Source organism: Mesorhizobium sp. B2-6-1, from assembly GCF_006440475.1.
Taxonomy (GTDB): Bacteria; Pseudomonadota; Alphaproteobacteria; order Rhizobiales; family Rhizobiaceae; genus Mesorhizobium.
This window is the reverse complement of the sequence record NZ_VFUH01000001.1, coordinates 767708-794391: the sequence shown is the minus strand read 5'-3', so window position 1 is coordinate 794391 and position 26684 is coordinate 767708. Positions and strand designations below refer to the sequence as shown.

Below are 26684 nucleotides of genomic sequence, written 5' to 3'. Positions count from 1 at the left end.
CGCCAACATCGTTCACATGGTGCGGGAGCCCGACGCCTGGTGAAGGCGTGTTCGGCAGGGGAGAACGCTATGGAAATCCGCGAGACACCGACGGCCGAAGCCGCCATGCTGATCCGGCGGCCGGTCTCCGACGTTTTCGAGGCCATCGTCGACCCGGAGATCACCACGAAATTCTGGTTCACCCATTCCAGCGGCAGGCTGGACGGCGGCAAGCCGGTTCAATGGGAGTGGCGCATGTATGGCGTCTCGACGACGGTGGTCGCCAGCGAGATCGTCGTCAACGAAAAGATCGTCATGCAATGGAGCGATCCGCCGACCACGGTGATCTGGACCTTCACCGAAATGCCAGGTGACGCGACCTTCCTGGAGGTCCACAATTTCGGCTTTGCCGGCAATGGCGACGAACAGGCGAAACAGGCGGTCGATTCAACCGGCGGCTTCACGCTCGTTCTGGCCGGCGCCAAGGCCTGGCTCGAACAAGGCCTGACACTAGGCCTGATCGGCGACCGTCACCCGAAGGGCGCACCGGGGAGTTGAACCGGCTCAGGTTTTACGCTTTTCCTGCTCGATCACGTGATGGCGGAGCACACGATTGATTTCGGTCTGGTAACCACCACCCCCGACATGCTCCTTGAACCACGATAGCACGTCAGTATCGAGTCTGATTGTCACTGGCTGCTTGAGTGGTCTGTAAAGATGTCCACGACGAGCATGAATCCAATTCTCCGCCGGAACTTCTGGGATGTCGGAAGTATTAATTTCGCTGTCAGGCAAACCAGCCAGCTTGGCGAGCTGGTTGCGCTGATCCTGACTAAGGTCCTTCTTGCTCATAGCGCCTCCTTTCATGCGCTGTCGCTTTCCGGGCACCAACAATCCTAACTCGTCCTTCATCTTCGCGATCAGGATATGTGTGGACAACCAGCATGACCACTACGGCATCGATCGTCCCGATAGCGTGCCAACGCTGCTCACCATCTTCAAACCGGTCGGGCACGATGAGATAAAGCGGATCATCGAACACCTTCTGCGCGAGATCGAATCCGATGCCGAGCTTGGCAAGTTTGCGCCTGGCTCTTTCAGCATCCCATTCGAACCGCAAAGCAGCACCATCGATTACGATATTGTACGTACAATTTCGTAAGAGTCAGCCTGAACTCGGCATTGGCCATGTCGTCAGGCTCAATGCCCGCCGCCGGACTTCGCCTTCTTGCGGTTCCGCGCCAGCATGTTGAGGCCTTCGACGAGCGCCGAAAAACCCATCGCCGCGTAGATATAACCCTTGGGCACATGGTAGCCCATGCCGTCGGCGATCAGCGTCATGCCGATCATCAACAGGAAGCCCAGCGCCAGCATGACGATGCTCGGGTTCCTGGCTATGAAGTTCGCCAACGGCGTAGCCGCCAGCATCATCACCGTAACCGCCACGATGACGGCGATGTACATGATGGCGATCTCGTCGGTCATGCCGACGGCGGTAATGATGGAATCGATGGAGAAGACAAGGTCGAGAAGCAGTATCTGGAAGATGGCGCCGGCAAGGCTCATCTGCACGGTCTCGCCCAGCATCGTGTCCTGGTGGTCGTCGGGGTCGACCGTGTGATGGATCTCCTTGGTCGCCTTCCACACCAGGAACAGGCCACCGGCGATCAGGATCAGGTCGCGCCAGGAAAAGCCGTGGCCAAGGGCGGTGAAGACCGGCGCCGTCAGTTGGACGATGATCGAGATGGTGGCGAGCAGCACCAGCCGCATGACGAGCGCCGCCGAGATGCCGAGCCGGCGGGCGCGGGCTCGCTGTGCTTCCGGCAGCTTGTTGGTCAGGATCGAGATAAAGATCAGGTTGTCGATGCCGAGCACGATCTCGAGCACCACCAGGGTCAACAGCGCGACCCAGGCGGTGGGATCGAACACGAAGGCGAAGTGCGGCGCCAGGAACTCGATAAGCTGCATGGAGGTCGTCCCCTCTACGATCTAGAGCAGTGTCGCCGGCAGTTAGGTATTGAGAGCCCCTATATCAATGTCACGTCCAGAAGGACGGCGCCGTTTCCTCGAGCCGCGGCCCGCGGCGAAACGGCGCGATCTTCTCGGTCAGCCCCGTGCGGTCGGAAATATCAACGCCGACGCCGCACAAGGTCGCGGGTCCGGTCGCCGCCTCGAAACGCCCCTTCGGCACTTTCGACAGGAACCGGTTGAGCGGCTCCTCCTTGTCCATGCCGAGCGACGAATCATAATCGCCGCACATGCCCGCGTCGGAAATGTAGCCGGTGCCGCCATTGAGGATATGGTGATCGGCGGTCGGCTGGTGGGTGTGAGTGCCGACCACGAGGCTGGCGCGACCGTCGACGAAATGCGCGAAGCACATTTTTTCGGAGGTCGCCTCGGCGTGGAAGTCGATGACCACGGCATCCGCCTGCTCGCCGAGCGGACAGGCGGCAAGCTCGCGCTCGCCAGCCTGGAAGGGATCGTCGAGCTCGGGATGCATGAACACCCGGCCCATGATGTTGGCGACCAGCACGCGCGCGCCGCTCCTAGCGATGTAGACGCCCGAGCCGCGCCCGGGCGTGCCCTTGGGAAAATTGGACGGGCGCAGGAAGCGCTCTTCGCGCGGCGCGAAGGCGAGCGCATCGCGCTGGTCCCAGACATGGTTGCCGGTGGTGACGACATCGGCGCCGGCCGCGATGGTCTCGCGAAAAATCTCCTCGGTGATGCCGAAGCCGCCGGCCGCGTTTTCGCCGTTGACGATGACGAAATCGAGCTTGAAATCCGAGATCAGGCCCGGCAATTGCTCCCACACCGCCGTGCGGCCTGTCTTGCCCACCATGTCGCCGAGGAAGAGAAGTCTCATCTACGCCTGATCCGGAAAAGTGGCATGACTTTCGGCAAAGATCATGCGTCCCAAAGAACTATCTACAATTCTGGCGCGAACCGGCGCAACCCGCTCTCGGTCAGTATTTCCGGGATGATGACGTCGTGGTCCTCATTGGGAACCATCGTCACTTCCTGGCAGTCGAAAGCAATGCCGATCAGCCGGGGCGCATGCCCCTTGTCGACAAGCTTGGCGATCGCACGGTCATAATAGCCCGCGCCGTAACCGATGCGGTGGCCGCGCGCGTCGAAGCCGGCGAGCGGCACCAGCATGACGGAGGGGTCAAGAACTTCGGCCTCCTCATGCGGCCCGACGGTGCCAAATCCCATATCGATCATCGGCGCGCCGCGTACCAATTCGCGAAAGACGATGGTCGTCTTGTCGAGGATCGCCGGAAGGCAGAGCCGTGCGCCCTTTTCGCGCAAGGCGAACATCAGCGGCCGGACATCGACTTCCGAGCGCATTGGCCAGAAGCCGGACACGATTTGGCCTGGCTCGATGGCAAGCTGGTCGCGCGCGGTTTCGGCCATATCGAGCGCGACTTCCACCCGCCAGAATTCATCGAGCGCGTCGCGGCGGCCAAGTGCTTCCTTGCGCAGCTGTTTTTTCAGGTCTTTTGAGGATGCCATGCGCAGACGCTAGAAAAAGCCAGACCTGAATGGACGTTTTGGGAGCGACGTTTTCCATCGCATGATCCACGAAATACGTGGATGTGGCGAATAAGTGACGATCCACACAACCGGTGGAGAAGTCGATCCCGGGTGCCTACAAAGTAGGTGGGCGCCGTGTGAGAAAACCCACGGGTCTTCCCAGGGACAGCTCCCTAAGGATCGTTAAGGCCCCGGGGAAAAGTGTCTCCTGCCGGGAAGCGCAGACCGTCAGCCCCAATATAGGCCGATGCCCTCCCAAGCGCCAGAGACTTGGCGCCAGAGAGTTGGCGCTCTTGCCCTGCCGGCTTCACACTTCGCCGCCGCCAACCCACCCTTGCATGGGCCAAGCCGTCTCCTTACGGTCGTCCGTACTGAACCAAGGAGCAAAAATGCGTTTCGAAGGCACGGCGGCCTACGTCGCCGACAAGGATCTGATGGTGGCGGTCAACGCGGCGATCGCGCTGGAACGGCCCTTGCTGGTCAAAGGTGAGCCCGGCACCGGCAAGACGGAGCTTGCCAGGCAAGTGGCGGCGGCACTCGGGCTGGAACTCATGGAATGGCACGTCAAATCGACGACGCGGGCGCAGCAAGGCCTCTACGAGTACGATGCAGTGTCGCGGCTGCGCGACAGCCAACTTGGCGATACCAGGTTCAACGATATCAAGAACTACATCAAGCGCGGCAAATTGTGGGAAGCCTTCGCCGCCGGCAAGAAGGTTGTGCTTCTGATCGACGAGATCGACAAGGCCGATATCGAATTTCCCAACGACCTCTTGCAGGAACTCGACCGGATGGAGTTCTTCGTCTACGAGACCGGCGAGACGATCCGCGCCGCGGTGAGGCCGATCGTCATCATCACCTCCAACAACGAGAAGGAACTGCCCGACGCCTTCCTGCGTCGCTGCTTTTTCCACTACATCCGCTTTCCCGACGTCGAGACGCTGCACAGGATCGTCGATGTGCATTATCCCGGCATCAAGCAGAATCTGGTGCGGGCGGCGCTCACTCAGTTCTACGAAATCCGCGACGTGCCGGGACTGAAGAAGAAGCCGTCGACCTCCGAGGCGCTCGACTGGATAAGGCTGCTGGTCGCCGACGACATCGCGCCCGAGGATCTGCGCGCCGACCGGAAGAACGCGCTGCCCAAGCTGCATGGCGCACTGCTGAAGAACGAGCAGGACGTGCATCTGTTCGAACGGCTGGCCTTCATGGCGAGACGGCAAGGGTGACGAGCGGCTCGGCGTCCTGAGGCCGAGCCGCAAGGCATTGCTAGGAGCGCACCTTGCCAGCACCCTGCGCAGGACGCCCGCTTCGCTGCTGCGGCGCGACATGTTTTGGACCGAAGATAGCAAAGCTGATGACGGCAAGAGCCAGAACGCCGATCCCGCTATAGAGCATGACCCAGCCAAAACCGTTGACCAGGGAGGCATGAACGATGGCGCCCGTCGGATCGAGGGTCGCAAGCTTGGGCGAGTATTGCGCCAGGCCGTCGAGATTGCCGGCTGCGATCTTCTCCGCCAGGGCGCGCAGTTCGTTCGGGTCGATAGCCGTGCCGAATGCGTTGCGCAGATAAGAAACGATCCCTTGCGTCAGCAGCAGTCCCAGCACCGCGATGTTGATGGCAAGGGTGATCAGCCGCGCACTGATATCGATGCCGGACGCCATGCCGGCACGATCGGGTGACACCGAGCCGGTCGTGGTGTTGGTGGTCGGCGAATTGGTCAGGCCGATGCCGATGCCGGCGATCAGCGTGCCGGGCAGCATGGTCAGCCAGTTGCCCTCGAGCCCGGAACCTATCCACATGGCGATGAAACCGACCCCCAATGTCAACAAGCCGAGCGGGATCGCCACCCGCGCCTGATAGCGTGCCCGCAGGCGCTCGGCGATCGACGGCATCAGCATGAAAGGGAGCGTGTAGACGAGCAGCAACAGCCCGGTCGTGGTGCTGTCGTAACCGAGGACCCCCGAAAAATAGATCGGCAGATAGATGATGAACGGCCAGTAGCTGAAATTCATGCCGATGCCGCCCATGATCGCTCCCGAGAATTGGCGGATGCGGAAAACGGAGAAATCGAACATCGGATAGGGATTGATCTTCTCGGCTACGAGGAACGCGACGAAGGCCAGCACGGCCGCGCTTGCCACGCCGATGCGCGCGCCAGCGCCCAGATCGGCCCCTTGCGTGATCAGATAGGAGAAGCCGAACACCGCGAACGACAGTGTCAGTATGCCGGCCCGGTCAAGCTTCTGCGCGTTGCGATCGCGCGATTCGGTGACACCGGCGCCGATGAAAGCCAAGGCAAGAACGCCAAGCGGCACATGGATGAGGAACACCCATTGCCAACTCGACAGCGTCACAATCAATCCGCCAATGGCGGGGCCGAAGCCAAGCCCGATGCCCGAGACGACGCTCCAGGCGACGAAGGCCTTGCCGCGTTCACTGCCGTCTTGAAACTGGTGGGACAACACCGCCACGCTGCAGGTAAACATCGCTCCGCCCGCCAGGCCCTGAAGAAACCGGGCGATGATCAGCAGCGGAGCGCTCGTTGCGAGACCGCATAGCAGGGAGGCGAGGCCAAAGGCGACGGTAGTGCCCACCATCACGCGTTTGCGGCCGAGACGGTCGGCCAATGTCCCCGTCGCCATCAACACCGTGGTACAGGCAATGGTGTAGGCATTCATGATCCATTGCAGATCCTTGAAATCAGCGCCAAGCACGGTTTCCAGTTTCGGCAGGATCACCGGGACGCTGGAGATTTCGAGGCCGAACAGCAGCGAGGCGAGGCAGACCCCCGCAAGAGCAACGGTGTTTCGGTCGATTGGAAACGTCATGTCGGTCACTTTCAGTCGGAGCATTCGGAAGTGGCTGCGAGCGTCGCTCTTCACACAGCGGTCGACATGACTTAAATGACCCCCCATCATGAAAAAAGACTATGCGTTTCTATTTCAGAAATGACAAAATGGAATGATTAGAGATGACCAGTCTTGACGTCGATGCCGTGCGGACCTTCGTCATGGTGGCCGACCTGCAGAGCTTCACGCGTGCGGCTGCCGCGCTGGGCAGCACCCAGGCGACGATCAGCGTTAAGCTGCGTCGGCTGGAAGAGAAGCTCGGCGCGCGTCTGATCGAACGAACGCCGCGCCGCGTGGCCCTCTCGGCAAGGGGAGCGGCTTTTCTCCCGGCGGCGCGTGAATTCCTTGCCGCCCACGAACGAGCCGTTACGGAATTTTCCGACGCGCCGTGTCGGCTTGCTCTCGGCTTTGTCGATCACGTCGCCGGGCCTGAGCTGTCCATATTGATAGCCCAGTTGCATGCCCATGATCCGTCGCTCGCGCTCAACATCAGGATCGATACGAGCTCCATGCTGGAGGAGGCTTTCGATCGCGGTGAGCTCGATGCGGTGATTGTCCATCAGGAAGACGACAGCCGCCGCGGCGAAGCCTTGTCGCGCACTCAATATGGCTGGTTCGCCGCCCCGGCCTTCGAATGGCGGCCGGGAACGCCATTGCGCCTGGCGCTGCTAAGCACCGTATGCAATTGCCCTGACCGCGTGAGAGCTGTCGAGACGCTGGATAAGGCAGGCATTGCCTGGAACGAGGCTTTCGTGGGCGGCGGCGGCGCAGCCGTCAATATCGCGGTGTCGGCCGGCTTCGCCGTCGCTGCGCTCGCCTACCGTGTCGCGCCGCCCGGCCTGGTCGAGGTGGGCCGCAAACTCGGCCTGCCGCCAATTCCCCCTTCCGAGATCGTTTTGCATTCGCACGGCTTGGCGCCAAGGGCACGAGAGGCGCTGCACATGCTCGCGACCGCTTTTCGCGAGTATAATTCGCCGGCGGGATAGGCAAGGGTGTTCCTGATCCCGATTCTGTTGGTATGGATTGGGTTCCAGACTTCAGAGGGAACGAAATGGCCGAGATCACTATCCGCCCGCTCACAGAATCCGACCACGCCGACTGGCGCCGGCTTTGGACCGCTTACCTTGCTTTCTACGAGACGAAGCTGCCCCAAGAGGTCTACGAGGTCACCTGGAAGCGCCTGTTCACGCAAGGCGAGTTCGAACCGAAGGGCTTTATCGCCGTCCTCGACGGCAAGGCTGTCGGCCTCACCCATTACCTGTACCATCGCTCTTGCTGGTCCGAGAAGAACAACTGCTACTTGCAGGATCTGTTCGCCGACCCCGAAGTGCGCGGCAAGGGGATTGGCGCTGCGCTGATCGAAGCCGTGAAGCAGGAAGCCGGCAAGATCGGCGTCAGGAACGTCTACTGGATGACGCACGAAACCAACACCACGGCGCGCAAGCTCTATGACTATGTCGCGCGCCGCACCGGCTTCATCGAATATGATCTTCTATAGATAGAAAATGTTCATCCCCTTGTTCCTCGAACTGAAGGCAGCGCGCGTTCCCGTTTCGCTCAGGGAATACCTGTTGCTGCTGGAGGGGTTGGAAGCCGGGCTGGTCGACTACGACGTCGAAGGTTTTTACTACCTCGCTCGCGCCGCGCTGGTGAAGGACGAACGCCATATCGACCGCTTCGACCAGGTGTTCGCGCATATCTTCAAGGGTGTGGAGGCGCTCAGCGGTCCGAATGCCGTCAACGTCGCTGATATCCCCGAGGAATGGCTGCGCCGGCTGGCCGAAAAGCACCTGACCGAGGAGGAGAAAAAGCTGGTCGCGGCGCTCGGCGGTTTCGAGAAGCTGATGGAGACGCTGAAGCAGCGGCTCGAGGAACAGAAAGGCCGCCACCAAGGCGGCTCGAAATGGATCGGCACTGGCGGCACCTCGCCTTTCGGCGCTTATGGCTACAATCCCGAAGGCGTGCGCATCGGCCAGCATGAGAGCCGCAACCGCCGGGCCGTGAAGGTCTGGGACAGGCGCGAGTTCGGGAATTTCGACGACGCCGTCGAGCTCGGCACCCGCAACATCAAGATCGCGCTGAAGCGGCTGCGCCGCTGGGTGCGTGAAGGCGCCGAGGAGGAGTTCGACCTGCCCGGCACCATCCACGCCACCGCCGAGCACGGTTATCTCGACGTCAAGACGCGGCCAGAGCGGCGCAACGCGGTGAAGCTTTTGATGTTCTTCGATGTCGGCGGCTCGATGGACGACCACATCAGAAGCGTCGAGGAATTGTTCTCGGCCGCCCGCGCCGAATTCCGCCAGCTCGAATATTTTTATTTCCACAACTGCCTCTACGAGGGCGTGTGGAAGGACAATCGCCGCCGCCATGCCGAGACGATCCCGACCTTCGACCTCCTCCACAAATATGGACCTGACTACAAAGTGATCGTGGTCGGCGATGCCTCGATGAGCCCCTACGAGATCGCGCATCCCGGCGGCTCGGTCGAGCACTGGAATCCGGAGGCGGGCGCCGTCTGGCTCGGCCGTCTGCTGCGGCAGTGGCCGAACGCGGTATGGCTGAACCCCGAGAGCCAGAAGAACTGGGGTTTCACCCATTCGATCGCTATGATCCGCGACATGTTCGGCGGCCGCATGTTTCCGCTGACGCTGGCCGGGTTGGAAGGCGCCACCAGGCAATTGTCGCGCAAGCATTGAGCCGGCGCAATGACGGGAGGTTCCATGACCTGTTTCCTCTGCCTGCAATGCGGCGTCCAGTTCGCGCAGAGCAAAGCGCCCCCTCGGCATTGCCCGATCTGCGAGGACGAGCGACAATACGTGCGCTGGGAAGGCCAGGCCTGGATCACACCGGAAGAGCTCGCCGCAGGGCATCGGCTTGTGATGAAGGACGATGCCGGCGTGCTCGCCTTCGGCATCGAGCCGCGCTTCGCCATCGGTCAACGGGCGCTGCTGGCGCAGACGCGGCACGGCAACGTTCTGTGGGACTGTATCTCGCTTGTGACCGACGAGGGGGTGGCCGAGATCAAGCGCCGCGGCGGTCTCGCCGCGATCGCCATCTCGCACTGCCACTACTATTCGGTGATGGTCGAATGGAGCGAGGCGTTTGGCGGCGTGCCGATCTATCTCCATGACGACGACCGGCAGTGGATCATGCGGCCGCACCCGTCGATCGTCAGTTGGCAAGGCGAGACACTGGACCTGAACCCGGCGTTGACGCTCATCCGCTGCGGCGGCCACTTTGCTGGCGGCCAGGTGCTGCACTGGAAGCGCGAAGGCGGCAATGCTCTCCTGGCCGGCGATATCTTGCAGGTGACGCCGACCCGCCGCCACGTCAGCTTCATGTACAGCTATCCCAACTACATCCCGCTCAATGCGGCCGCCGTGCGCCGCATCGCGGCCGCGCTGGAGCCTTTCACATTCGATGACATCTACGGCGCGTGGTGGAACCAGAACGTTATCGGTGGCGCGAAACAGGCGCTGGCGGCCTCCGTTGCGCGCTATCTCACGGCGATCGCGTGAGGATTGCAGACGGCACGCTCGAAAATGCGGGCAAATCTCGTAACAAACGCCTATCTTGTTGCGAATAGAGAGTGCAATCAACAATGAGCCGTCAAGGCCGAGGAGTTTTCTGCATGGACACCCACACCTATCCTGTCACCCGCACCGACGCCGAATGGCGCGCCCGGCTGACGCCTGAGCAATATGCCGTCATGCGCAACCATGGCACCGAACGCCCGGGCAGCTGTGCGCTGCTTCACGAAAAGCGCGCCGGCACCTTCTTTTGCGTCGGCTGCGACCAGCCGCTGTTCGAATCCAAGCTGAAGTTCGAGAGCGGCACCGGCTGGCCGAGCTTCAACGACCCCGTTCCCCGTTCCATCGAGACCACGACCGACCGCAGCTACGGCATGGTCCGCACGGAATGCCATTGCGCTCGCTGCGGCAGCCATCTCGGCCACGTCTTCGAGGACGGCCCGCCGCCAACCGGGCTGCGCTACTGCATCAACGGCGTGGCGCTGAGATTCGAGCCGGCCTGAGCGAGGCCTCGCCAATGTTTTCTGCGAAGGGCGGCCTCGGCCGCCCTTTTTCGTGCAGCATTGTCAGACGACGACTGTTGCGATCAGCCAGAGCGCCGAACCCAGCATAGCAAGGGAGGCCTTGGCGCCACCGGTTCGCTCCGCCGTCCGCCAGACGGCCGAAGTCAGGAAGATGTTGTAGGGCACCGGCGCGAAATGCACCGCCAGCACAAGACCGAGCGGCATCTTCAACCCCAGCAGAATGAGCGCCGCCACGGACGATGCAACGTTGATCGCCGTGCCGACGAGCACCATATCGCGCCAGAACAGCCGGTCGAGCCGCACCTGGCCGAGCCAGCGTGAGCGAAAGAAGGATCTGGCGACCCCCGGCAACACCGGATACCTATCCCTGCCCCAGAACATCGATGACGGCGCGCTCGAAACGCGAGCATTCGGTCACCAGCCAGTCGGACATGGCCGGCCAATTGTCCTCGGCAAAGCAGTTGACCCGCCACTGTGAATTGATGCCGAGGTTTTGTGCGCTCTGCTCCGGCCTGAGCTTCAGCCGTTCCTCGATCGCCGGCTGAAACGGCTTGAGGCGCACCCAGACGTCGGTTGCGCCAAGCTTCTCGTTACGGCCGAAGAAGACGCCGACCACATTCTCGCTGGGCGCCACATACATGGAGAGCACCAGCGCGAATTCCGGCAGCCCGCGCTGCCAGAACCAGGGCCCTCGCCTCGCCAGCCGGGTTCTTTCTTCCGGGTGACGCTCGGCAAACAGCGTCCAGAAGCCGCGTTGGCGGAACTCCGAGGCCCTTCGGCCACCGAAGTCGAACTCACTCATCGCCGACCCCGGACGTCACGAGATGCCTCGCCTTACACCATGCCGAGGGCGGCCTTGTAGAGGTCCAGGATGGACTCCTCCTCCTGGCGCTCGGCCTGGTCCTTCTTGCGCAGCCGGATGATCGCGCGCATCGCCTTGGTGTCGAAGCCGGTGCCCTTGGCCTCGGCGAACACTTCCTTGATGTCGTCGGAAATGGTCTTCTTCTCCTCCTCGAGCCGCTCGATGCGCTCGATGAAGGCACGCAACTGGCCGGCGGCAACAGTCTGGCTGGTCTCTGTGATATCGTCGGCCATGTTTTTCTCCAAAAAAATCGGTGCTTCGCCGCGACTCGGGGGAACCGTGCCGCCGCAAATTTCTGCGGTTCGATGCCCGACCGGGGACCGCGGGTCAAGCGGTTATCGAACAGGCCGTCAGGGCTGCCGACAGAAGCCGACAGTCTGTGGCTCTCTCTTGCGAGCTCTCAATTGAAGGCAATCAGCAGGTCCTTGGCATCGATCTGGTCGCCGGCCTTGACCAGCACCTCGGCGACCGTGCCGTCACGCTCGGCATGCAGCGCCGTTTCCATCTTCATCGCTTCGATGGAGAGCAGGACGTCGCCGGCCTTGACCGCCTGGCCGGCGGCCACCGCGAGCGCCGAGACGACGCCCGGCATCGGCGCGCCGACATGCGCCTCGTTGCCGGGTTCGGCCTTGCGCCTTGCCTTCGCGGCGGACGCGCCATGTGCCCGGTCGGGCACCTTGACGCGGCGCGGCTGGCCGTTGAGTTCGAAGAACACGGTGACCATGCCCTTGTCGTCCACGTCGCCGATCGCCTGGCAGCGTACGACCAGCGTCTTGCCTTTCTCGATGTCGACGAACACCTCGTCTTCCGGCTTCATGCCGTAGAAATAGGTCGGCGTCGGCAGCACGCTGACGGGACCGTAGGTTTCCTGCGCGGCCGCGAAGTCCGAGAAGACCTTCGGATACATCAGCCAGGAAGCGAACTCGTATTCGCTGAGCTTGCGCTCGAGCTTCCGTTCGATCTCCTTGCGGCTGGCCTTGAGGTCTGCCGGCTTGAGCAGCGAGCCCGGCCGCGCCGTGATCGGCCTGTCGCCCTTCAGCACTTTCTTCTGCAGCGCCTGCGGCCAGCCGCCAGGCGACTGGCCGAGATCGCCGCGCAGCATTGAGACGACCGAGTCCGGGAAGGCGATATCCCTCGCCGGGTTCTCGACGTCGGCGACGGTGAGGTCCTGGCTGACCATCATAAGCGCCATGTCGCCGACCACCTTGGACGACGGGGTCACCTTGACGATGTCGCCGAACATCAGATTGACGTCATGATAGGTCTGCGCCACCTCGTGCCAGCGCGTCTCCAGCCCAAGCGAACGCGCCTGTTCCTTGAGGTTCGTGAACTGTCCGCCCGGCATCTCGTGCAGGTAGACTTCCGACGCCGGCCCCTTGAGGTCGCTTTCGAAGGCGGCATACTGGTTGCGCACCGCTTCCCAGTAGAAGGAGATCCTCCGGATCCATTGCGGGTCGAGCCCGGGATCGCGCTCGGTGCCCTTCAGCGCCTCGACGATAGAGCCGAGGCAGGGCTGCGAGGTATTGCCGGAGAACGCATCCATCGCCGCGTCGATGGCGTCGACGCCGCTCTCCACCGCCGCCAGAACCGTTGCCGCTGAGAGCCCCGATGTATCGTGCGTGTGGAAATGGATGGGCAGGTCTGTCGCTTCGCGCAGCGCCCTGAACAGCACGCGCGCGGCGCTCGGCTTCAACAGCCCGGCCATATCCTTGACCGCTATGATATGGGCGCCGGCCGCCTCGAGCTCTTTCGCCAGCCCGACATAATATTTCAGGTCGTACTTCGCCCGCGCGGGATCGAGAATATCGCCGGTGTAGCAGATCGCCGCCTCGATCAGCTTGCCCTCGGCGCCGACCGCGTCCATGGCAACGCGCATGTTCTCGACCCAGTTCAGGCAGTCGAACACCCGGAACAGGTCGATGCCGCCTGATGCCGCCTGTTTGACGAAATGCTGCACGACATTGTCGGGATAGTTGGTGTAGCCGACGCCGTTGGCGCCCCTCAGAAGCATCTGCAGCAGGAGGTTGGGCGCCGCCTCGCGTACCAGCGAGAGCCGCTCCCAGGGATCCTCGGTGAGGAAGCGCATGGCGACGTCGAAGGTGGCGCCGCCCCAGCATTCAAGCGAAAGCAACTGCGGCAGGGCACGCGCATAGGTGCCCGCTATGCCGGCGATATCGTGCGTGCGCACACGCGTCGCCAGCAGGGATTGATGGCCGTCGCGCATCGTCGTGTCGGTGACCAGCACCTCTTTTTGCGAGCGCATCCAGGCGGCGAATTTTTCCGGACCGAGCACGTCAAGCTTCTGCTTGCTGCCGCCGGGCACATTGCCGTTGAGGTAGGGCACCACGGGTGCGGCGGCATCGGCTTTCGGCTGCGGCCGGCCGCGCGTCTCGGGATGGCCGTTGACGCTGACGTCGGCAAGATAGTTGAGCAGCTTCGTGGCGCGGTCCTGGCGCTTGACCTGCTCGAACAGCTCCGGCGTCGTGTCGATGAACTTGGTCGTGTAGGAATTGTCGGCGAAGTTCGGGTGATTGATGATCGCTTCGAGGAAAGTCAGGTTTGTGGCCACGCCGCGGATGCGGAATTCGCGCAGCGCCCGGTTCATGCGTGCGATGGTCTCGGCCGGCGTCGGCGCCCATGCGGTCACCTTTTCCAGCAACGGGTCATAGAAGCGGGTAATGACCGCGCCCGAATAGGCGGTGCCGCCATCGAGGCGGATGCCGAAGCCGGTGGCGCCACGATAGGCGGTGATGCGGCCATAGTCCGGGATGAAATTGTGCTCGGGATCCTCGGTGGTGATGCGGCACTGCAGCGCGTGGCCGTTCAGCCTGATGTCCTTTTGTGCTGGAACGCCCGATTCCGGCGTGCCGATGGCGAAGCCGTCGAGAATGTGGATCTGCGCCTTGACGATGTCGATGCCCGTCACCTGTTCGGTGACGGTGTGCTCGACCTGGATGCGCGGATTGACCTCGATGAAATAGAACTTGCCGGTGTCGGCGTCCTGCAGGAACTCGACCGTGCCGGCGCCGATATAGCTGGTTTCGCGCGCGATCTTCAGCGCATGGCCGCACAGCTCCTGGCGCAGCTCCTCGCTGAGATAGGGCGCGGGCGCCCGCTCGACGACCTTCTGGTTGCGGCGCTGGATCGAGCAGTCGCGCTCGAACAGATGCACCGCATTGCCACTGGTATCGCCCAGGATCTGCACTTCGACATGGCGGGCGCGCTCGATCAGCTTTTCGAGATAGACCTCGTCCTTGCCGAAGGCGGCTTTCGCCTCGCGCTTGCCCTCGGTGACCTCGCGGGCGAGATCGGCCTCGGCACGGATGGCGCGCATGCCGCGGCCGCCGCCGCCCCACGAAGCCTTCAGCATCAGGGGATAGCCGATCTCCGTGGCAAGTTTCTTGACCGCCTCCATGTCGTCCGGCAACGGATCGGTGGCGGGAATGACAGGCACGCCGACCTCGATGGCCAGATTGCGCGCCGCGACCTTGTTGCCAAGCCGGCGCATCGTCTCCGGCTTGGGCCCGATGAAGGTGATCCCGGCTTCGGCGCAGGCCTCCGCGAATTCGGGGCTTTCCGAAAGCAGCCCGTAACCGGGGTGGATCGCATCGGCGCCCGACAGCCTGGCGACGCGGATCACCTCCTCGATCGAGAGATAGCTTTCGATCGGCCCCATGTCCTTGTTGAGATGCGGCCCGCGCCCGACCTGGTAGCTCTCGTCGGCCTTGAAGCGATGCAACGAATATTTGTCCTCCTCGGCCCAGATCGCCACCGTTTTGAGGCCGAGTTCATTGGCCGCGCGAAACACGCGGATGGCGATTTCGGACCGGTTGGCGACGAGGATCTTCGTGATGGCCAAGGATTGGGCTCCAGCAGCGGAAGGGAAGAGCAAGCGGCGCCATGATTAGCGTGAAAATGCTGCAGTGCAAACAAAATTTGACGCGCGTTTAAACCGATTTAAACCCGAGTCTTCGCCTTGAGCGTGGCCCCAAACGGCTGAACATCAGGGAAAGCCGCCGCTGTCCTCAAAACGAGGATCTTTGCCAGATAATAAACGCGCGATCGCTGCTTCCGTAAAAGAAAATGCCCGGCGCGAGGCGCCGGGCATTCCGTGAAGTCAATTCGGACAGGCTTACATCTTCTGGACGTAGGTGTACTTGCCGTCGTCGCCCTTCTTCCACTCGTACATGACGTAGCCGGGCAGCGTCGGGTCACCCTTGGCGTCGTAGGAGAGGTCGCCGAGCACGGTCTTGAACGGACCCTTCTCATGCAGCGCCTTGGCAACTTCCTGCGGGTCGTTGGATTTGGCAGAGGTGGCTGCCTCGGCGATCGCCTGCATGGCCGCGTAGGCGTAGAGCGTGTAGGCCTCCGGCTCGAAGCCCTGCGCGCGGAACTTCTCGACCAGTTCCTTGTTGGCCGGAATCAGGCGAGGGTCCGGGCCGAACGTGTTGAGTGTGCCCGCGACCGCGTCGCCAGCGATCGAAGCCAGTTCGTTCGACACGATGCCGTCGCCGGAAACCAGCGTCGCCTTGAGGCCCTGGTCGGCCGCCTGGCGGATGATCAGGCCGGCTTCAGTGTGCAGGCCGCCCCAGTAGATGATGGAGACGCCGGCTTCCTTCATCTTGGCGATCAGCGCCGAGAAGTCCTTGTCGCCGACATTGACGCCTTCATACATGACTTCCTTCACGCCCTTGGCGTTCATAGCCTTCTTGGTCTCGTCGGCAAGGCCCTGGCCGTAGGTGGTCTTGTCGTGCACGACGGCGATCTTGGCGTCCTTGAAATTAGCCGCCAGATAACCGCCGGCGATGCCGCCCTGCTGGTCATCGCGTCCGCAGGTGCGGAACACGTTCCACAGGCCGCGCTCGGTGAACTGGGGGTTGGTCGCGGCAGGCGTGATCTCGACGATGCCGTTTTCCGCGTAGACTTCCGACGCCGGAATGGAGACGCCCGAGTTGAAGTGGCCGACCACGAACTTGACTCCGTCGCCGACGAACTTGTTGGCGACCGAGATGCCTTGCTTCGGATCGGAGACGTCGTCGCCGACTTCGAGCTTGATCTGCTCGCCGTTGATGCCGCCCGCCGCATTGATGTCGGCGACCGCCTGCTCCGCGCCCTTCTGCAACTGTGCGCCGAAGGCGGCATTCGGACCCGTGATCGGGCCAGCAACGCCGACCATTAGATCAGCCCACGCATTGCCGCTGAACGCGATCAGCGCGGTCAGGGCGACGGCGGACAAAAGTGATTTTTTCATTTAAACGCTCCCATTAACGGAGTGGGCGTGGATGAAGCTTTCATGCGATGCCCACCCTTATCGCAGAAAGCATAGTTTGCCGATTTTCAGGCACTTGTCACGCCGATTCATCCCCGAAACGGCGTTAATGATGAACGTCAACCTTTCGGTTTCCAGCTCAAGATTGAAGCTCTTTCGTAGAGCCAATTATACTGTGTCACCATCTGGTTGGTTCGTGTGTATTGATAGCCGACGAAGCCGAGGATCATCAGTACGATGGTGTCGACGACATAGTAATGCAGCGAGAACATCGTGCCGTTGAACAGCGCGTGATGGATGAAGCGGATGCCGATGCCGAGACCCAGCAGATAGGCGAACAGCTGGACGAAGCTGCGCCAGGTCTGGGCACTGGCCTTGCCGGTCATCCATGCCGCCCAGCCGCCGAGCAGGCAGGTGACGAAGAAGAACTGCCAGATGGACGGTTCCTCGTAGAGAATGCCTTGCATGGTAAGGACTCCTGAACTCAGTGATGGCCGCCTTCGAGATAGGCGGCGCGCACTTCCGGATTGGCGAGCAGTTCCTTGCCGGTGCCGCTCATGGTCACATTGCCGTTGACCATGACATAGCCGCGCGTCGCCAGCTTCAGCGCGCCGAAGGCGTTCTGCTCGACCAGGAACACGGTCAGCCCCTGCGTGCGGTTCAGCTCGCGAATGGCATCGAAGATCTGTTTGACGATCAGCGGCGCAAGACCGAGCGACGGCTCGTCGAGCAGAAGCAGCTTCGGCCGCGCCATCAGCGCGCGCCCGATCGACAGCATCTGCTGCTCGCCGCCCGACAGCGTGCCGCCGCGCTGGGCGATGCGCTCCTTCAGGCGCGGGAACAGTGCGAACACCTTCTCGACGTCCTCGTCATAGTGCTTGAGGTTGTCGAGGCTGGCGCCCATCTGCAGATTTTCCATCACCGTCATGCGCGGGAAGATGCGCCGGCCTTCCGGCGACTGGGCAATGCGCAAGCGCGCGATCTCGTGCGTCGGCAATTGGGTGATGTCGGCGCCGGCGAAGGTGATGGTGCCCGCGCGGGCGCGCGGCGCTCCAAAAATGGTCATCATCAGCGTCGATTTGCCGGCGCCGTTGGCGCCGATCAGCGCCACGATCTCGCCCTCGTTGACGGTGACGTCGACGCCGTTCAGCGCACGGATGTTGCCGTAATAGGTCTGCACGCCCTTGATATCGAGCAGCGTCTTCCCGGCCATCACTTGCCCCCTCCGCGCTTGGCCCGAACGGGCTTGCCCGCTCCTGTCGCGGGCTTTGCTGCCTGCTTACCGGAAGCATGGCTCGTCGCCACCTTGCCGGCGTCGACGCGGCGCGAGAATTCCGTGTCCTTGCCCTGGCTAAGCAGCCTGGCCTGCTTGACCCATTCTTCGCGGGCGATGCGTCCGTCAAAGGCGAGATACGCTTCGACGGCCTCGACATCGGCCTTCTTCCAGGCGCCGATCTGGTCGAAGTGGAAGATGCCGTGTTCGTTGAGCTTCTTCTCGTTGACCGCGCCGATCCCCTTGATGCGGGTGAGATTGTCGGCTTTGCCGCCGCGGGGCGCCGTGAGGCGGTTCGAGATGCCCGCGGCCTTCGCGGCCGGCGTCTTGGCCCCTGTCTTGACACTCGCCTTGGTGGCCGGCTTCGCCGCCGGCTTGGTCCGCGAAGCAGGTGCTGGCGCGACAGCCTTGGCCGCAACGCTCGCCGCCCGCGCATCGACCTGCGCCGCCTTCGAGGCGCCCTTCGACACCGTGATGCGCTCGCCTTCGCTGTGGCCGACCGTGTCGCTCACCGGGCCGGCGAGATAGGACGACGATGTTCCCGGACCATGCGCGGCATCGGGACCGGTATCGAGTTGCTCGATGACGTCCTCGTCGCCGACTTCAGTCAGCACGGTCTCGACCTCCTCGTCGTCGACGCCGAGATAGGCGGCGATGACGCGCGGATCGGTGCGCACCGACTGCGGATTGCCGTCGGAGATCTTGCGGCCGTATTCCAGAACCACGACGTGATCGGAGATCTGCATGACCACCGACATGTCGTGCTCGATCAGCAGGATCGAGGTGCCGGTGTTGTTCTTGATGTCCATCAGCAGGTCGTTGAGCGCGGCCGATTCCTTTGGATTGAGACCGGCGGCGGGCTCGTCGAGGCACAAAAGCTCCGGGCCGGTGCACATGGCGCGCGCGATCTCGAGGCGCCGCTGCGCGCCATAGGGCAGGTCGCCGGCCGGATCGTCGGCGCGGTCGACCAGATCGGCTTTCTCAAGCCAGTGCTTGGCAAGTTCGACGGATTCGGCCGAGGCCTTGCGGTAACCGCTGAAGCCGAACAGGCCGAGCACCGTATAGCCCGAAGCCTTCATCAGCTTGTTGTGCTGGGCAACGAGCAGGTTCTCGAGCACCGTCATGCCCGAGAACAGGCGGATGTTCTGGAAGGTGCGCGCCACCTTGGCGCGCGCCGGGATCTCATGGTTGGGCAGCCGTTCGAGCAGGTAGATCGAGCCGTCCTGCCGGGTGAGAGTGATCATGCCTTCCGACGGCTTGTAGAAGCCGGTGATGCAGTTGAACACGGTGGTCTTGCCGGCGCCGTTGGGCCCGATCAGCGCGGTGATCTCGCCGCGCCTGGCGGTGAAGGACAGGTCGCCGATCGCGACCAGGCCGCCGAACTTCATCGACAGGTGTTCGACGTTCAGGATGGCGTCGTTCATGGAGGGGTTCGCGTTCATCAGCCGTGCCCCTCCTTGGTGAAGGAACTGGAGACAGCCCTTCGCACCTTGAGGAAGGCGGTCGGCTCACGGCTGCCGACAAAGCCGCGCGGCTTCCACAGCATGACGATCACCATGGCCATGCCGAACAGCAGCATACGGTAGAGTTCCGGCGTGAAGTCGGGTCCGAAGACCTGCTTGAGGAAGTCGAGTTCGCGCAGCACCTCGGTGCCGCCGATCATGACCAGAGCCGCGACGGCAATGCCGACCAGTGATCCCATGCCGCCAAGCACGACGATGGCCAGGATGATGGCCGATTCCAGGAAGACGAAGGATTCGGGGCTGACGAAGCCTTGCCGGGCGGCGAAGAACGAGCCGGCAAAACCGCCGAACATGGCGCCGGTGGCAAAGGCGGTCAGCTTGGTGGTCGTGGTGTTGATGCCGAGCGAGCGGCAGGCGATCTCGTCCTCGCGCAAGGCTTCCCAGGCGCGGCCGACCGGCATGCGCCTCAGCCTGACCGTGACGAAGGCGGTGAGCAGCGCCAGCCCCAGGATGAGGTAATAGAGGAAGATCTTGTAATAGGCGCTCGATGTGGCGATGTTCAGCACCTTGCCGATGTAGTTCGGATCCGAGACGTTGAAGCTCATCAGGCCGAAGAAGGTGACCTTCGGGATGCCGGAAATGCCGGCCGAGCCATTGGTCACCTCGCGCCAGTTGATGATCACCAGCCGGATGATCTCGCCGAAGGCAAGCGTCACGATGGCCAGGTAGTCGCCGCGCAGGCGCAGCACCGGAAAGCCGAGCAGCACGCCCCAGAAGGCGGCCATGGCGCCTGCGGCCGGCAGGAGGATCCAGAAGGAGAGGCCGTAATGCGTGCCGAGCAGCGCATAGGCATAGGCGCCGACCGCATAGAAGGCGACATAGCCGAGGTCGAGCAGGCCGGCCAGACCGACGACGATGTTCAGCCCCCAGGCCAGCATGACATAGATCAGGATCTGGATACCGAAATTATCGACCCATTTCAGCGACCCTTGCAGCCCGCCGACGAGCGACCACGACATCAGCGACAGCATGCCCACGACAATGATCGGATAGAGCACCAGTGCGGCGATGCCGAGTTTTGTGAAGTTGGCATGGATGAAGCCGCGGAAATAGTAGATCACGCAGGCCAGCGCGTAGATGACCGCAAGGGCGCGCAGGAATTGCAGATAGCCGGCCGGCTCCGCCCCTACCCAGCCGGCGAGAGACCTGCTGAAGACGAACAGCAGCGCCGCGACGATGACGGCCACGATGAAGGCTGGAAAGAGGAAGAAGCGCGACGCCACGCTGGCCGGCAGCAAGCCGGTGGCGACGTCGGCGATCTTCTGGTTGGCCAAAAAGGGCTGGCCGTAGGCGACATAGAGGAAGCGGCCGACGGCGGTGGCGATGACCACTGCGGCGAGCAACCCCCAGCGCTGCACCAGGATCAGCTCGTTTGAGATGTTCTGGTCGGTCTTGAGCCCGATAAACAGCACGAACAGGCCGAGCGCGATGGCACCGGCATAGAAGGCCTCGCGCAAGGCGCGCTGCATGGGCGTGGCTGCGACGGTGTCGCGCTCGGGAGATACGGTGACGGCCATGATCTCAGACCTTTTCGACTTCTGGCCGGCCGAGAATGCCGGAAGGCAGGAAGATCAGCACGATAGCCAGGATCGAGAAGGCGGCGACATCCTTGTAGTCGATCGAGAAATAGGCCGACCACATGCTCTCGATGAAGCCGATCAAAAGACCGCCCAGCACCGCGCCCGGCAACGAACCGATGCCGCCCAGCACCGCTGCGGTGAATGCCTTCACGCCGGGCACGAAGCCGTCCGAGAAGGCGATGACGCCGTAATACATCAGGAACAGCGTGCCGGCGACGGCGGCAAGTGCCGCGCCCATGATGAAGGTGATCGAGATGGTGCGGTCGACATCGATGCCGAGCAGCGCCGCCATCTTGCGGTCCTGCTCGCAGGCGCGCTGCGCCCGGCCAAGCGAGGTCTTGTTGACCAGGTACCAGAACAACACCAAGAGCAACGCGGTGACGACGACGATGATGATTTGCTTCAGCGACACGCTGATGCCTTCTATGTTGTAGACCTTCGACACCATCGGCGGGATCGGCTTGTTGCGCGGGCCTTGCGTCACCTGCACGAAATTCGACAGCGCGATCGACATGCCGATGGCGGTGATCAGCGGCGCCAACCGGAACGAGCCGCGCAGCGGCCGGTAGGCCACCTTCTCGATCGTCCAGTTGTAGAGGCTGGTCAGCAGCATCGCCACGATCATCATCACCAGCAGCGCGATGACCACGGGAACCGAATAGAACAGGGCACCCAGGATGAGGAAAACGATCAGCGCCGTGAAAGCGCCCACCATGAAGATATCGCCATGAGCAAAGTTGATCATGCCGATAATGCCGTAGACCATCGTGTAGCCGATCGCGATCAGCCCATAGATCGATCCCAGCGTCAGCCCATTGATAAGCTGCTGGACAAAATACTGCATGTGTACATGGCTCCCCTGGAATGTCGCCCATGCAGACGCATTCCTTTTCGTATTTCCCCTAGTCGTAAGGTTTCGAGACGGGATTGCAACGTCATTTTTTGATCGTCATGCGTGTTTCCGACTGCACGCCGTTCGATTGCCCGTTTTTTCGCACCCGCCCCCTGGACTATCGCGGACCCTATCATTGGCATAACGCAATGTCTTTGACGATTAAGCGTCATCATGCGCTCCATTTCGAAGAAATCGCCGTCAAAATAAGTTGATGAGACGATTCGTTGCGCTCGTGACAGCAATCCTTTTTGTCCTTCCCGACCTTCCGCAGCGTGATGAATCGCCTATTTGACGACGAAGCCGTGCGCGAACGGATCGCGGTCATCGATGAAGATCGTGTTGAGCCCGGTCATGCGCGCCCAGCCGCCGATCGAGGGAATGATCGCCGGCTTGCCTGCGACCGTGACGTCTTTTTCAACCTTGCCCTTGAACAGCGAGCCGATGATCGATTCATGGACGAACGCATCGCCGGCCTTGAGCTTGCCCTTGGCATGGAGCTGCGCCATGCGCGCCGAGGTGCCCGTGCCGCACGGTGAGCGGTCGATCGCCTTGTCGCCGTAGAAGACCGCATTGCGCGCGTCCGCACCCGCCACCGTCGGCTCGCCGGTCCACAGCATGTGCGACAGCCGGTTGATGCCCGGATTCTCCGGATGCACGAATGAGTATTTCTCGTTGAGCCGCTGCCGCACCACCGGGCTCCAGGCGATGAGGTCGCCCGCGGAATGATCAGCCATGTCGCGATAGTTTTTCTGCGGCTCGACGATGGCGTAGAAATTGCCGCCATAGGCGACGTCGACGACGATCTCGCCGAGCCCGGGGCATTCGACCGTCAACCCCTCGGCATGGAGGAAGGAGGGCACGTTGGTGATGCGCACCTCCTCGACATATTCGCCGACCTGTTTGTATTCGGCGATGACCAGGCCGGCCGGTGTGTCGAGCCTGAGCACGCCGGGCGTCTTCGGCTTGATCAGCCCGTGCTCGATGGCCATCGTCACCGTGCCGATGGTGCCGTGGCCGCACATTGGCAGGCAGCCCGAGGTCTCGATGAACAGGATGGCGATGTCGCAATCCTCGCGCGTCGGCGGGTAGAGGATCGAGCCGGACATGACATCGTGGCCGCGCGGCTCGAACATCAGGCCGGTGCGGATCCAGTCATATTCGGCCAGGAAATGCGCGCGCCGCTCCATCATCGTCGAACCCTGGAGCAGCGGGCCGCCGCCGGCGACCAGTCGCACCGGGTTGCCGCAGGTGTGGCCGTCGATGCAGAAGAAGGATTTCCTGGCCATGACGCTCCTCGAAAAATCAAAACCGTTGTGGACTGAAGGGGGCCACGTCGATCGGCGGAGTCTGCCCCAGGACAAGCTCGCGGATCAACCGTCCCGTCGCAGCAGCCTGAGTCAGGCCAAGATGGCCGTGGCCGAAAGCGTAGACCACCGGCCGGCTTCCCGATGCGCGGCCGACGACAGGCAATGAATCCGGCAGCGAGGGACGAAACCCCATCCATTCGCGTCCGCCCGAAGGATCGAGGCCCGGCAGGAAGTCTTGCGCCTTGCGCAGCAGCGCCTTCGAGCGCGCGTAGTTGGGCGGCCGCTCGATGCCGCCGAGCTCAACCGCGCCGCCGATGCGCAGGCCCGTGTCGAGCGGCGTGATGACGAAGCCTTGGCCGGAGAAGATCAGCATCCGCTTCACCTCGAAGGCGGCCTTTGGCAACGTCGTGTTGTAGCCGCGCTCGGTTTCGAGCGGAATGCGATCGCCGAGCTGCCGCGCCAGCAGATGCGACCAGGCGCCGGCGGTGACGACCAGGTGCCGGGCTTGCCGCGTCGTGCCGTCGGCCAGCGTCAACGTCGCGCCGTTCCCGTCCGCGGCGACGCCGGCGATGCGGGCCTTCTCGAACCGCGCGCCCTTGGATTGCGCATAGTCCCAGATCGCCTTGCCGAGCAGTTTCGGATCGGCGATTGTCTTCCAGCCCGGCACGAACGTGCCTTTGCCGAAGCGCGGCGACAGGCCGGGCTGCAGCTCCGCCAGCTCCTCGCCGCCGACATGGCGGAAGCCGATGCCGAAGCGCTGGCGCGCCGCCCAGCCGGACAGCGAGGCCTGGAATTCGGCCCCGCTTTCGTAGAGTTCGAGCGAGCCATCCTCGCGCAGCATCCGCCTCGTGCCGGAGCGGTCGAGCAGGCCCATCCATTCGGCCTCGGCGAGCGCCATCATTGCGGCCTGCGCCACCAGGCCAGCCTCGTAGTGCTTCGCCGAGCCGGCACGCCAGAAGCGGATCAGCCAGGGCAGCAGCTTCGGCAGGTAGGTGGGCGGGATGGCGAGCGGGCCGAGCGGATCGGCCAGCCATTTCGGCAATTGCCGGAGCATGCCCTTGTGCGCCAGTGGCAGCACGTCGGAAAAGGCGAAGGCGGCGGCATTGCCGGAGCTCGTCTCCTCGCAGATGCCGGTGCGGTCGTAGACCGTGACGTTTCGCCCCGCCTCGGCAAGAAACGCCGCCGCGCAGATGCCGATGATGCCGCCGCCGACGATGGCGATATCTATTTCTTCTCCCTGTTCACGGGGAGAAGACGCCCGCAGGGCGGGGCGCCGCCGCGCTTCCATCGATTTGGAACTTCCTGTCACCTGGGCGCCGCCTCTCGGAAGAAAGCCTCAGAACGCCGGTAGTGTCGGCCGCACCGCCAGTGCGTCCTTGACGATCTTCTCGACCGCCTTGCGGCGCTCGCCCGACAGCGGCTGGCGCGGCATGCGGACGCGGTCGTTGGTTTGAATGGCGAACACCTCGGCAAGCTTGATGTTCTGCACCAGATAGGTCGAGACGTCGAGATCAAGCAGCGGCCGGAACCAGCGATAGATGGCGAGCGCCTCTTCGCGGCGGCCCCGCTGCATCAGCTGGTAGATCGCCACCGTCTCGCGCGGGAAGGCGGTGACGAGACCGGCCACCCAGCCGATGGCGCCCACCGACAGCGCCTCGAAAGCGAGATTGTCGACGCCGGTAAACAGGTCGTAGCGGCTGCCCAGGCGATTGATGATCTCGGTCGAGCGCCTGATGTCGTCGGAGGATTCCTTGATGGCGACGAAGCGCTCGTCCGACGCCAGCTCCTCCATCTGGTCGACGGTGACATCCACGCGGTAGGCGAGCCGGTTGGAATAGATCATGACCGGCAAGTCGCCGGCCTCCGCGACGGCGCGCAGCGCCGCCACCGTCTCTTCCGCATTGGTATGGTAGATCGGGCTGGGCACCACCATCAGGCCGTTGGCGCCTTCCTTGGCGGCGCGGCGGGCGATGCTGGCGGCCTCGCGTGTCCCCGCCTCGTTCACCGTCAGCAGCACCGGTTTCTTGCCAGCCACCTTCTGCGCGGTTTTCAGCACTTCAATCTTTTCGTCATGGGACAGCATCGGCCCTTCGCCGAGCGATCCGCAGACGATGATGCCGTCGCAGCCGGCCTCCATCTGCAAGCCGAAGCAGCGCTCCATCTCGGCATGGTCGAGGCGGTCGTCCGTGGTGAATTTAGTCGTGACGGCTGGGAAAACTCCGGTCCACATGGTCATCGCTCCTCTGATATATCAGCCGTATATCTATTAAGAAAGCCGCTGTCAACACGGATTCTCCTATGATATATGCAAAATATATCAGGAGACCGCCTTTGATATCCATGCAGAGGAGCGCTGCGTTCGAGCCAGCTGCGACCAAGGCCTACCGCATGCTCGAGCATATGATTGTCACGCTCGAACTGGCGCCGGCGAGTTTCGTCACTGAAGGCGGCCTGATCGAGAAGCTGGCGCTCGGCCGTACGCCGGTGCGCGAGGCGATCCAGAGGCTGGCCTGGGAAGGACTGCTCGACGTGCGGCCGCGCGCAGGCATCGCCATCGCGCCGCTGCACCCCGGCGACTGGCTGCGCGTCCTCGACGCGCGCCGCGGCGTCGAGGTGGTGCTGGCCCGCTCCGCGGCGCGCTTCGTCACCCGCGACGCAGCCGACCTCTTCCACGATGCCGCGCTTGCCATGCAGAAGGCTGTCATCTCCGGCAACGTGCTTGCCTTCATCCAGGCCGACAAGACGCTGGACGAGGCGCTGGCGCGGGCTGCCGACAACCCGTTCGCGGCCAGGCTGGCTGCCCCGCTGCAGACCCACAGCCGCCGCTTCTGGTTCCGCTACAAGGCCGATACCGGCCTGGCGGAATCGGCCGAGCATCACGTCGCGCTGATCCGCTCGATTGTCCACGGTGACGAGGAAGCCGCCGCGAAGGATGCCAAGCGGCTGATGGCATTGCTGCGCGCCCATGCCGAGGCGGCCGCCACACGTTGAAGCATACCGCCAGACACCGACCCCGGTTCAGGACAGTGCATGCCCAAGCCTACGCGTCGCCTGAACCGCTTAGACGCGATGCGCCTCAGGCTCCTGGCAAGGCCGCCCTGATCGTCGGGCTGTCCCAGCCCTCGCCCACGGACAGGATGCAACTCTGGCCCTTGGTGTCGGAGGCGAGGACGGTCCAACTGCCCTGTTCGGAAACGAATACCTCAAGCACCACGTTGGGATTGATCAGGCCACGCCCGGCCTCGCTTTCGTGGAAATTCTCGCCGAGCGCCTTGACGATGTCGGCGCGTGCCGCACATTGCCCGGCTGCATTCGCCGGCCCTATCGATAGCGCCGCCGCGGCGCATAGCAGCATGGACATAAGACGTTGTGCCATCGGACACCTCCTTGCGCCCGACGATGCGATGCTAACGGTCAGCCGTCGGCGCTCTGGTTGCCTGCCATGCCTCCTCCAGGGCAGGATCGTAGCTCTAAGTCCTGGCGCCCTCGCCGGTTCCATCACATTAGCGTTTGCAAAATAAACGGCCCGAGCCAGGGGACTCGGGCCGTAGATTT

General features: G+C 62.9%; 28 protein-coding genes and 1 other RNA gene. 8 read left to right on the top strand and 21 right to left on the bottom strand.

The window, feature by feature from the left end:
* The first annotated feature begins 69 nt into the window (after positions 1-69).
* Positions 70-537, top strand: a complete 468-nt coding sequence (locus FJ443_RS04095) for an SRPBCC family protein (protein ID WP_140554908.1) — start codon at positions 70-72, stop codon at positions 535-537.
* A 6-nt stretch (positions 538-543) separates the two neighbouring features.
* Here the strand turns inward: FJ443_RS04095 and FJ443_RS04090 are convergent, their stop codons facing one another.
* From FJ443_RS04090 to ssrS, 6 genes are all read right to left on the bottom strand, one after another.
* A complete protein-coding gene (locus FJ443_RS04090; protein ID WP_140525036.1) occupies positions 544-831 on the bottom strand; it encodes a BrnA antitoxin family protein in 288 nt (95 codons plus the stop codon).
* Positions 812-1099: a BrnT family toxin gene (locus FJ443_RS04085; RefSeq protein ID WP_140525035.1), complete on the bottom strand. Its 288-nt coding sequence runs from the start codon at positions 1097-1099 to the stop codon at positions 812-814. The genes FJ443_RS04090 and FJ443_RS04085 overlap by 20 nt, the downstream gene beginning before the upstream one ends.
* Positions 1100-1179: 80 nt before the next feature.
* Positions 1180-1947, bottom strand: coding sequence for a TerC family protein (locus FJ443_RS04080; protein ID WP_140525034.1), 768 nt, complete (start codon positions 1945-1947; stop codon positions 1180-1182).
* Positions 1948-2017: 70 nt separating this feature from the next.
* Positions 2018-2842, bottom strand: coding sequence for a YmdB family metallophosphoesterase (locus FJ443_RS04075; protein WP_140493122.1), 825 nt, complete (start codon positions 2840-2842; stop codon positions 2018-2020).
* 62 nt (positions 2843-2904) lie between these two features.
* Positions 2905-3492 (bottom strand): 5-formyltetrahydrofolate cyclo-ligase, encoded by a 588-nt coding sequence (locus FJ443_RS04070; RefSeq protein ID WP_140554906.1) that lies wholly within the window; start codon positions 3490-3492, stop codon positions 2905-2907.
* A gap of 95 nt (positions 3493-3587) precedes the next feature.
* Positions 3588-3743: non-coding RNA, 6S RNA (gene ssrS / locus FJ443_RS04065), on the bottom strand.
* 159 nt (positions 3744-3902) lie between these two features.
* On the opposite strand from ssrS, the gene FJ443_RS04060 reads away from it, so the two are divergent.
* Entirely contained in the window at positions 3903-4742 is an 840-nt protein-coding gene (locus FJ443_RS04060; RefSeq protein WP_140560785.1) for a MoxR family ATPase, read from the top strand.
* Between the two features lie 40 nt (positions 4743-4782).
* Here the strand turns inward: FJ443_RS04060 and FJ443_RS04055 are convergent, their stop codons facing one another.
* Positions 4783-6345, bottom strand: a complete 1563-nt coding sequence (locus tag FJ443_RS04055) for an MFS transporter (protein ID WP_246671771.1) — start codon at positions 6343-6345, stop codon at positions 4783-4785.
* Positions 6346-6488: 143 nt separating this feature from the next.
* Here FJ443_RS04055 and FJ443_RS04050 point away from each other — a divergent pair, with 143 nt between their 5' ends.
* The 5 genes from FJ443_RS04050 to msrB all read left to right on the top strand — a co-directional run bounded on the left by FJ443_RS04050 (position 6489) and on the right by msrB (position 10399).
* Positions 6489-7352, top strand: coding sequence for a LysR family transcriptional regulator (locus FJ443_RS04050; protein WP_140517537.1), 864 nt, complete (start codon positions 6489-6491; stop codon positions 7350-7352).
* Between the two features lie 65 nt (positions 7353-7417).
* Positions 7418-7864, top strand: a complete 447-nt coding sequence (locus FJ443_RS04045; protein WP_140517536.1) for a GNAT family N-acetyltransferase — start codon at positions 7418-7420, stop codon at positions 7862-7864.
* A 7-nt stretch (positions 7865-7871) separates the two neighbouring features.
* Complete coding sequence (locus FJ443_RS04040; protein ID WP_140662850.1) at positions 7872-9062, top strand: VWA domain-containing protein; 1191 nt, start codon at positions 7872-7874, stop codon at positions 9060-9062.
* Positions 9063-9086: 24 nt separating this feature from the next.
* Positions 9087-9884, top strand: coding sequence for an MBL fold metallo-hydrolase (locus FJ443_RS04035; RefSeq protein ID WP_140662848.1), 798 nt, complete (start codon positions 9087-9089; stop codon positions 9882-9884).
* A 113-nt stretch (positions 9885-9997) separates the two neighbouring features.
* A complete protein-coding gene (msrB, locus tag FJ443_RS04030) occupies positions 9998-10399 on the top strand; it encodes a peptide-methionine (R)-S-oxide reductase MsrB (RefSeq protein ID WP_140662846.1) in 402 nt (133 codons plus the stop codon).
* 63 nt (positions 10400-10462) lie between these two features.
* Here the strand turns inward: msrB and FJ443_RS04025 are convergent, their stop codons facing one another.
* The 13 genes from FJ443_RS04025 to FJ443_RS03965 all read right to left on the bottom strand — a co-directional run bounded on the left by FJ443_RS04025 (position 10463) and on the right by FJ443_RS03965 (position 25359).
* A complete protein-coding gene (locus FJ443_RS04025; RefSeq protein WP_224655908.1) occupies positions 10463-10774 on the bottom strand; it encodes a hypothetical protein in 312 nt (103 codons plus the stop codon).
* A 7-nt stretch (positions 10775-10781) separates the two neighbouring features.
* Positions 10782-11222, bottom strand: coding sequence for a hypothetical protein (locus FJ443_RS04020; RefSeq protein WP_140662844.1), 441 nt, complete (start codon positions 11220-11222; stop codon positions 10782-10784).
* Positions 11223-11254: 32 nt separating this feature from the next.
* Positions 11255-11515 (bottom strand): DUF2312 domain-containing protein, encoded by a 261-nt coding sequence (locus tag FJ443_RS04015; RefSeq protein ID WP_140493089.1) that lies wholly within the window; start codon positions 11513-11515, stop codon positions 11255-11257.
* Between the two features lie 167 nt (positions 11516-11682).
* Entirely contained in the window at positions 11683-15141 is a 3459-nt protein-coding gene (gene pyc, locus FJ443_RS04010) for a pyruvate carboxylase (RefSeq protein WP_140662842.1), read from the bottom strand.
* A 273-nt stretch (positions 15142-15414) separates the two neighbouring features.
* On the bottom strand, positions 15415-16533 hold the full coding sequence (locus FJ443_RS04005; RefSeq protein ID WP_140493083.1) for a branched-chain amino acid ABC transporter substrate-binding protein: 1119 nt from the start codon (positions 16531-16533) through the stop codon (positions 15415-15417).
* A 137-nt stretch (positions 16534-16670) separates the two neighbouring features.
* Positions 16671-17018, bottom strand: a complete 348-nt coding sequence (locus tag FJ443_RS04000; protein ID WP_140493080.1) for a DUF6867 family protein — start codon at positions 17016-17018, stop codon at positions 16671-16673.
* 17 nt (positions 17019-17035) lie between these two features.
* Positions 17036-17764: an ABC transporter ATP-binding protein gene (locus tag FJ443_RS03995; protein ID WP_140493077.1), complete on the bottom strand. Its 729-nt coding sequence runs from the start codon at positions 17762-17764 to the stop codon at positions 17036-17038.
* Positions 17764-19266 carry an ATP-binding cassette domain-containing protein gene (locus tag FJ443_RS03990; protein ID WP_140493073.1) on the bottom strand — a complete coding sequence of 501 codons (1503 nt, stop codon included), beginning with the start codon at positions 19264-19266 and terminating at the stop codon, positions 17764-17766. Before FJ443_RS03990 ends, FJ443_RS03995 begins: the two co-directional genes overlap by 1 nt.
* Entirely contained in the window at positions 19266-20864 is a 1599-nt protein-coding gene (livM, locus tag FJ443_RS03985) for a high-affinity branched-chain amino acid ABC transporter permease LivM (RefSeq protein WP_140493070.1), read from the bottom strand. Before livM ends, FJ443_RS03990 begins: the two co-directional genes overlap by 1 nt.
* A 4-nt stretch (positions 20865-20868) precedes the next feature.
* Positions 20869-21771, bottom strand: coding sequence for a branched-chain amino acid ABC transporter permease LivH (locus FJ443_RS03980; protein WP_140493067.1), 903 nt, complete (start codon positions 21769-21771; stop codon positions 20869-20871).
* Between the two features lie 335 nt (positions 21772-22106).
* Positions 22107-23108 (bottom strand): 4-hydroxyproline epimerase, encoded by a 1002-nt coding sequence (locus FJ443_RS03975; RefSeq protein ID WP_140525023.1) that lies wholly within the window; start codon positions 23106-23108, stop codon positions 22107-22109.
* 16 nt (positions 23109-23124) lie between these two features.
* Positions 23125-24438, bottom strand: coding sequence for an FAD-binding oxidoreductase (locus FJ443_RS03970; protein ID WP_246674985.1), 1314 nt, complete (start codon positions 24436-24438; stop codon positions 23125-23127).
* A 27-nt stretch (positions 24439-24465) separates the two neighbouring features.
* Positions 24466-25359: a dihydrodipicolinate synthase family protein gene (locus FJ443_RS03965; protein WP_140517527.1), complete on the bottom strand. Its 894-nt coding sequence runs from the start codon at positions 25357-25359 to the stop codon at positions 24466-24468.
* A 110-nt stretch (positions 25360-25469) separates the two neighbouring features.
* Here FJ443_RS03965 and FJ443_RS03960 point away from each other — a divergent pair, with 110 nt between their 5' ends.
* Positions 25470-26120 carry a GntR family transcriptional regulator gene (locus tag FJ443_RS03960; protein WP_224655912.1) on the top strand — a complete coding sequence of 217 codons (651 nt, stop codon included), beginning with the start codon at positions 25470-25472 and terminating at the stop codon, positions 26118-26120.
* Positions 26121-26205: 85 nt separating this feature from the next.
* Here FJ443_RS03960 and FJ443_RS03955 read toward each other — a convergent pair whose 3' ends face one another.
* Positions 26206-26505, bottom strand: a complete 300-nt coding sequence (locus tag FJ443_RS03955) for a hypothetical protein (RefSeq protein WP_140662839.1) — start codon at positions 26503-26505, stop codon at positions 26206-26208.
* Positions 26506-26684: the final 179 nt, after the last annotated feature.

What these genes read in the sequence shown, in the direction of transcription:
- msrB (WP_140662846.1), top strand. Translation starts at nt 9,998, where the DNA reads ATGGACACCCACACCTATCCTGTCACCCGCACCGACGCCGAATGGCGC.
- FJ443_RS03965 (WP_140517527.1), bottom strand. Translation starts at nt 25,359, where the DNA reads ATGTGGACCGGAGTTTTCCCAGCCGTCACGACTAAATTCACCACGGAC.
- FJ443_RS03960 (WP_224655912.1), top strand. Translation starts at nt 25,470, where the DNA reads ATGCAGAGGAGCGCTGCGTTCGAGCCAGCTGCGACCAAGGCCTACCGC.
- FJ443_RS04045 (WP_140517536.1), top strand. Translation starts at nt 7,418, where the DNA reads ATGGCCGAGATCACTATCCGCCCGCTCACAGAATCCGACCACGCCGAC.
- FJ443_RS04075 (WP_140493122.1), bottom strand. Translation starts at nt 2,842, where the DNA reads ATGAGACTTCTCTTCCTCGGCGACATGGTGGGCAAGACAGGCCGCACG.
- FJ443_RS04020 (WP_140662844.1), bottom strand. Translation starts at nt 11,222, where the DNA reads ATGAGTGAGTTCGACTTCGGTGGCCGAAGGGCCTCGGAGTTCCGCCAA.
- FJ443_RS04090 (WP_140525036.1), bottom strand. Translation starts at nt 831, where the DNA reads ATGAGCAAGAAGGACCTTAGTCAGGATCAGCGCAACCAGCTCGCCAAG.
- FJ443_RS04015 (WP_140493089.1), bottom strand. Translation starts at nt 11,515, where the DNA reads ATGGCCGACGATATCACAGAGACCAGCCAGACTGTTGCCGCCGGCCAG.
- FJ443_RS04035 (WP_140662848.1), top strand. Translation starts at nt 9,087, where the DNA reads ATGACCTGTTTCCTCTGCCTGCAATGCGGCGTCCAGTTCGCGCAGAGC.
- FJ443_RS04070 (WP_140554906.1), bottom strand. Translation starts at nt 3,492, where the DNA reads ATGGCATCCTCAAAAGACCTGAAAAAACAGCTGCGCAAGGAAGCACTT.
- FJ443_RS04055 (WP_246671771.1), bottom strand. Translation starts at nt 6,345, where the DNA reads ATGACGTTTCCAATCGACCGAAACACCGTTGCTCTTGCGGGGGTCTGC.
- livM (WP_140493070.1), bottom strand. Translation starts at nt 20,864, where the DNA reads ATGGCCGTCACCGTATCTCCCGAGCGCGACACCGTCGCAGCCACGCCC.
- FJ443_RS04040 (WP_140662850.1), top strand. Translation starts at nt 7,872, where the DNA reads ATGTTCATCCCCTTGTTCCTCGAACTGAAGGCAGCGCGCGTTCCCGTT.
- FJ443_RS04000 (WP_140493080.1), bottom strand. Translation starts at nt 17,018, where the DNA reads ATGCAAGGCATTCTCTACGAGGAACCGTCCATCTGGCAGTTCTTCTTC.
- FJ443_RS04060 (WP_140560785.1), top strand. Translation starts at nt 3,903, where the DNA reads ATGCGTTTCGAAGGCACGGCGGCCTACGTCGCCGACAAGGATCTGATG.
- FJ443_RS04050 (WP_140517537.1), top strand. Translation starts at nt 6,489, where the DNA reads ATGACCAGTCTTGACGTCGATGCCGTGCGGACCTTCGTCATGGTGGCC.
- FJ443_RS04005 (WP_140493083.1), bottom strand. Translation starts at nt 16,533, where the DNA reads ATGAAAAAATCACTTTTGTCCGCCGTCGCCCTGACCGCGCTGATCGCG.
- FJ443_RS03995 (WP_140493077.1), bottom strand. Translation starts at nt 17,764, where the DNA reads ATGGCCGGGAAGACGCTGCTCGATATCAAGGGCGTGCAGACCTATTAC.
- FJ443_RS03990 (WP_140493073.1), bottom strand. Translation starts at nt 19,266, where the DNA reads ATGAACGCGAACCCCTCCATGAACGACGCCATCCTGAACGTCGAACAC.
- FJ443_RS03955 (WP_140662839.1), bottom strand. Translation starts at nt 26,505, where the DNA reads ATGGCACAACGTCTTATGTCCATGCTGCTATGCGCCGCGGCGGCGCTA.
- FJ443_RS03975 (WP_140525023.1), bottom strand. Translation starts at nt 23,108, where the DNA reads ATGGCCAGGAAATCCTTCTTCTGCATCGACGGCCACACCTGCGGCAAC.
- FJ443_RS04080 (WP_140525034.1), bottom strand. Translation starts at nt 1,947, where the DNA reads ATGCAGCTTATCGAGTTCCTGGCGCCGCACTTCGCCTTCGTGTTCGAT.
- FJ443_RS03980 (WP_140493067.1), bottom strand. Translation starts at nt 21,771, where the DNA reads ATGCAGTATTTTGTCCAGCAGCTTATCAATGGGCTGACGCTGGGATCG.
- FJ443_RS04095 (WP_140554908.1), top strand. Translation starts at nt 70, where the DNA reads ATGGAAATCCGCGAGACACCGACGGCCGAAGCCGCCATGCTGATCCGG.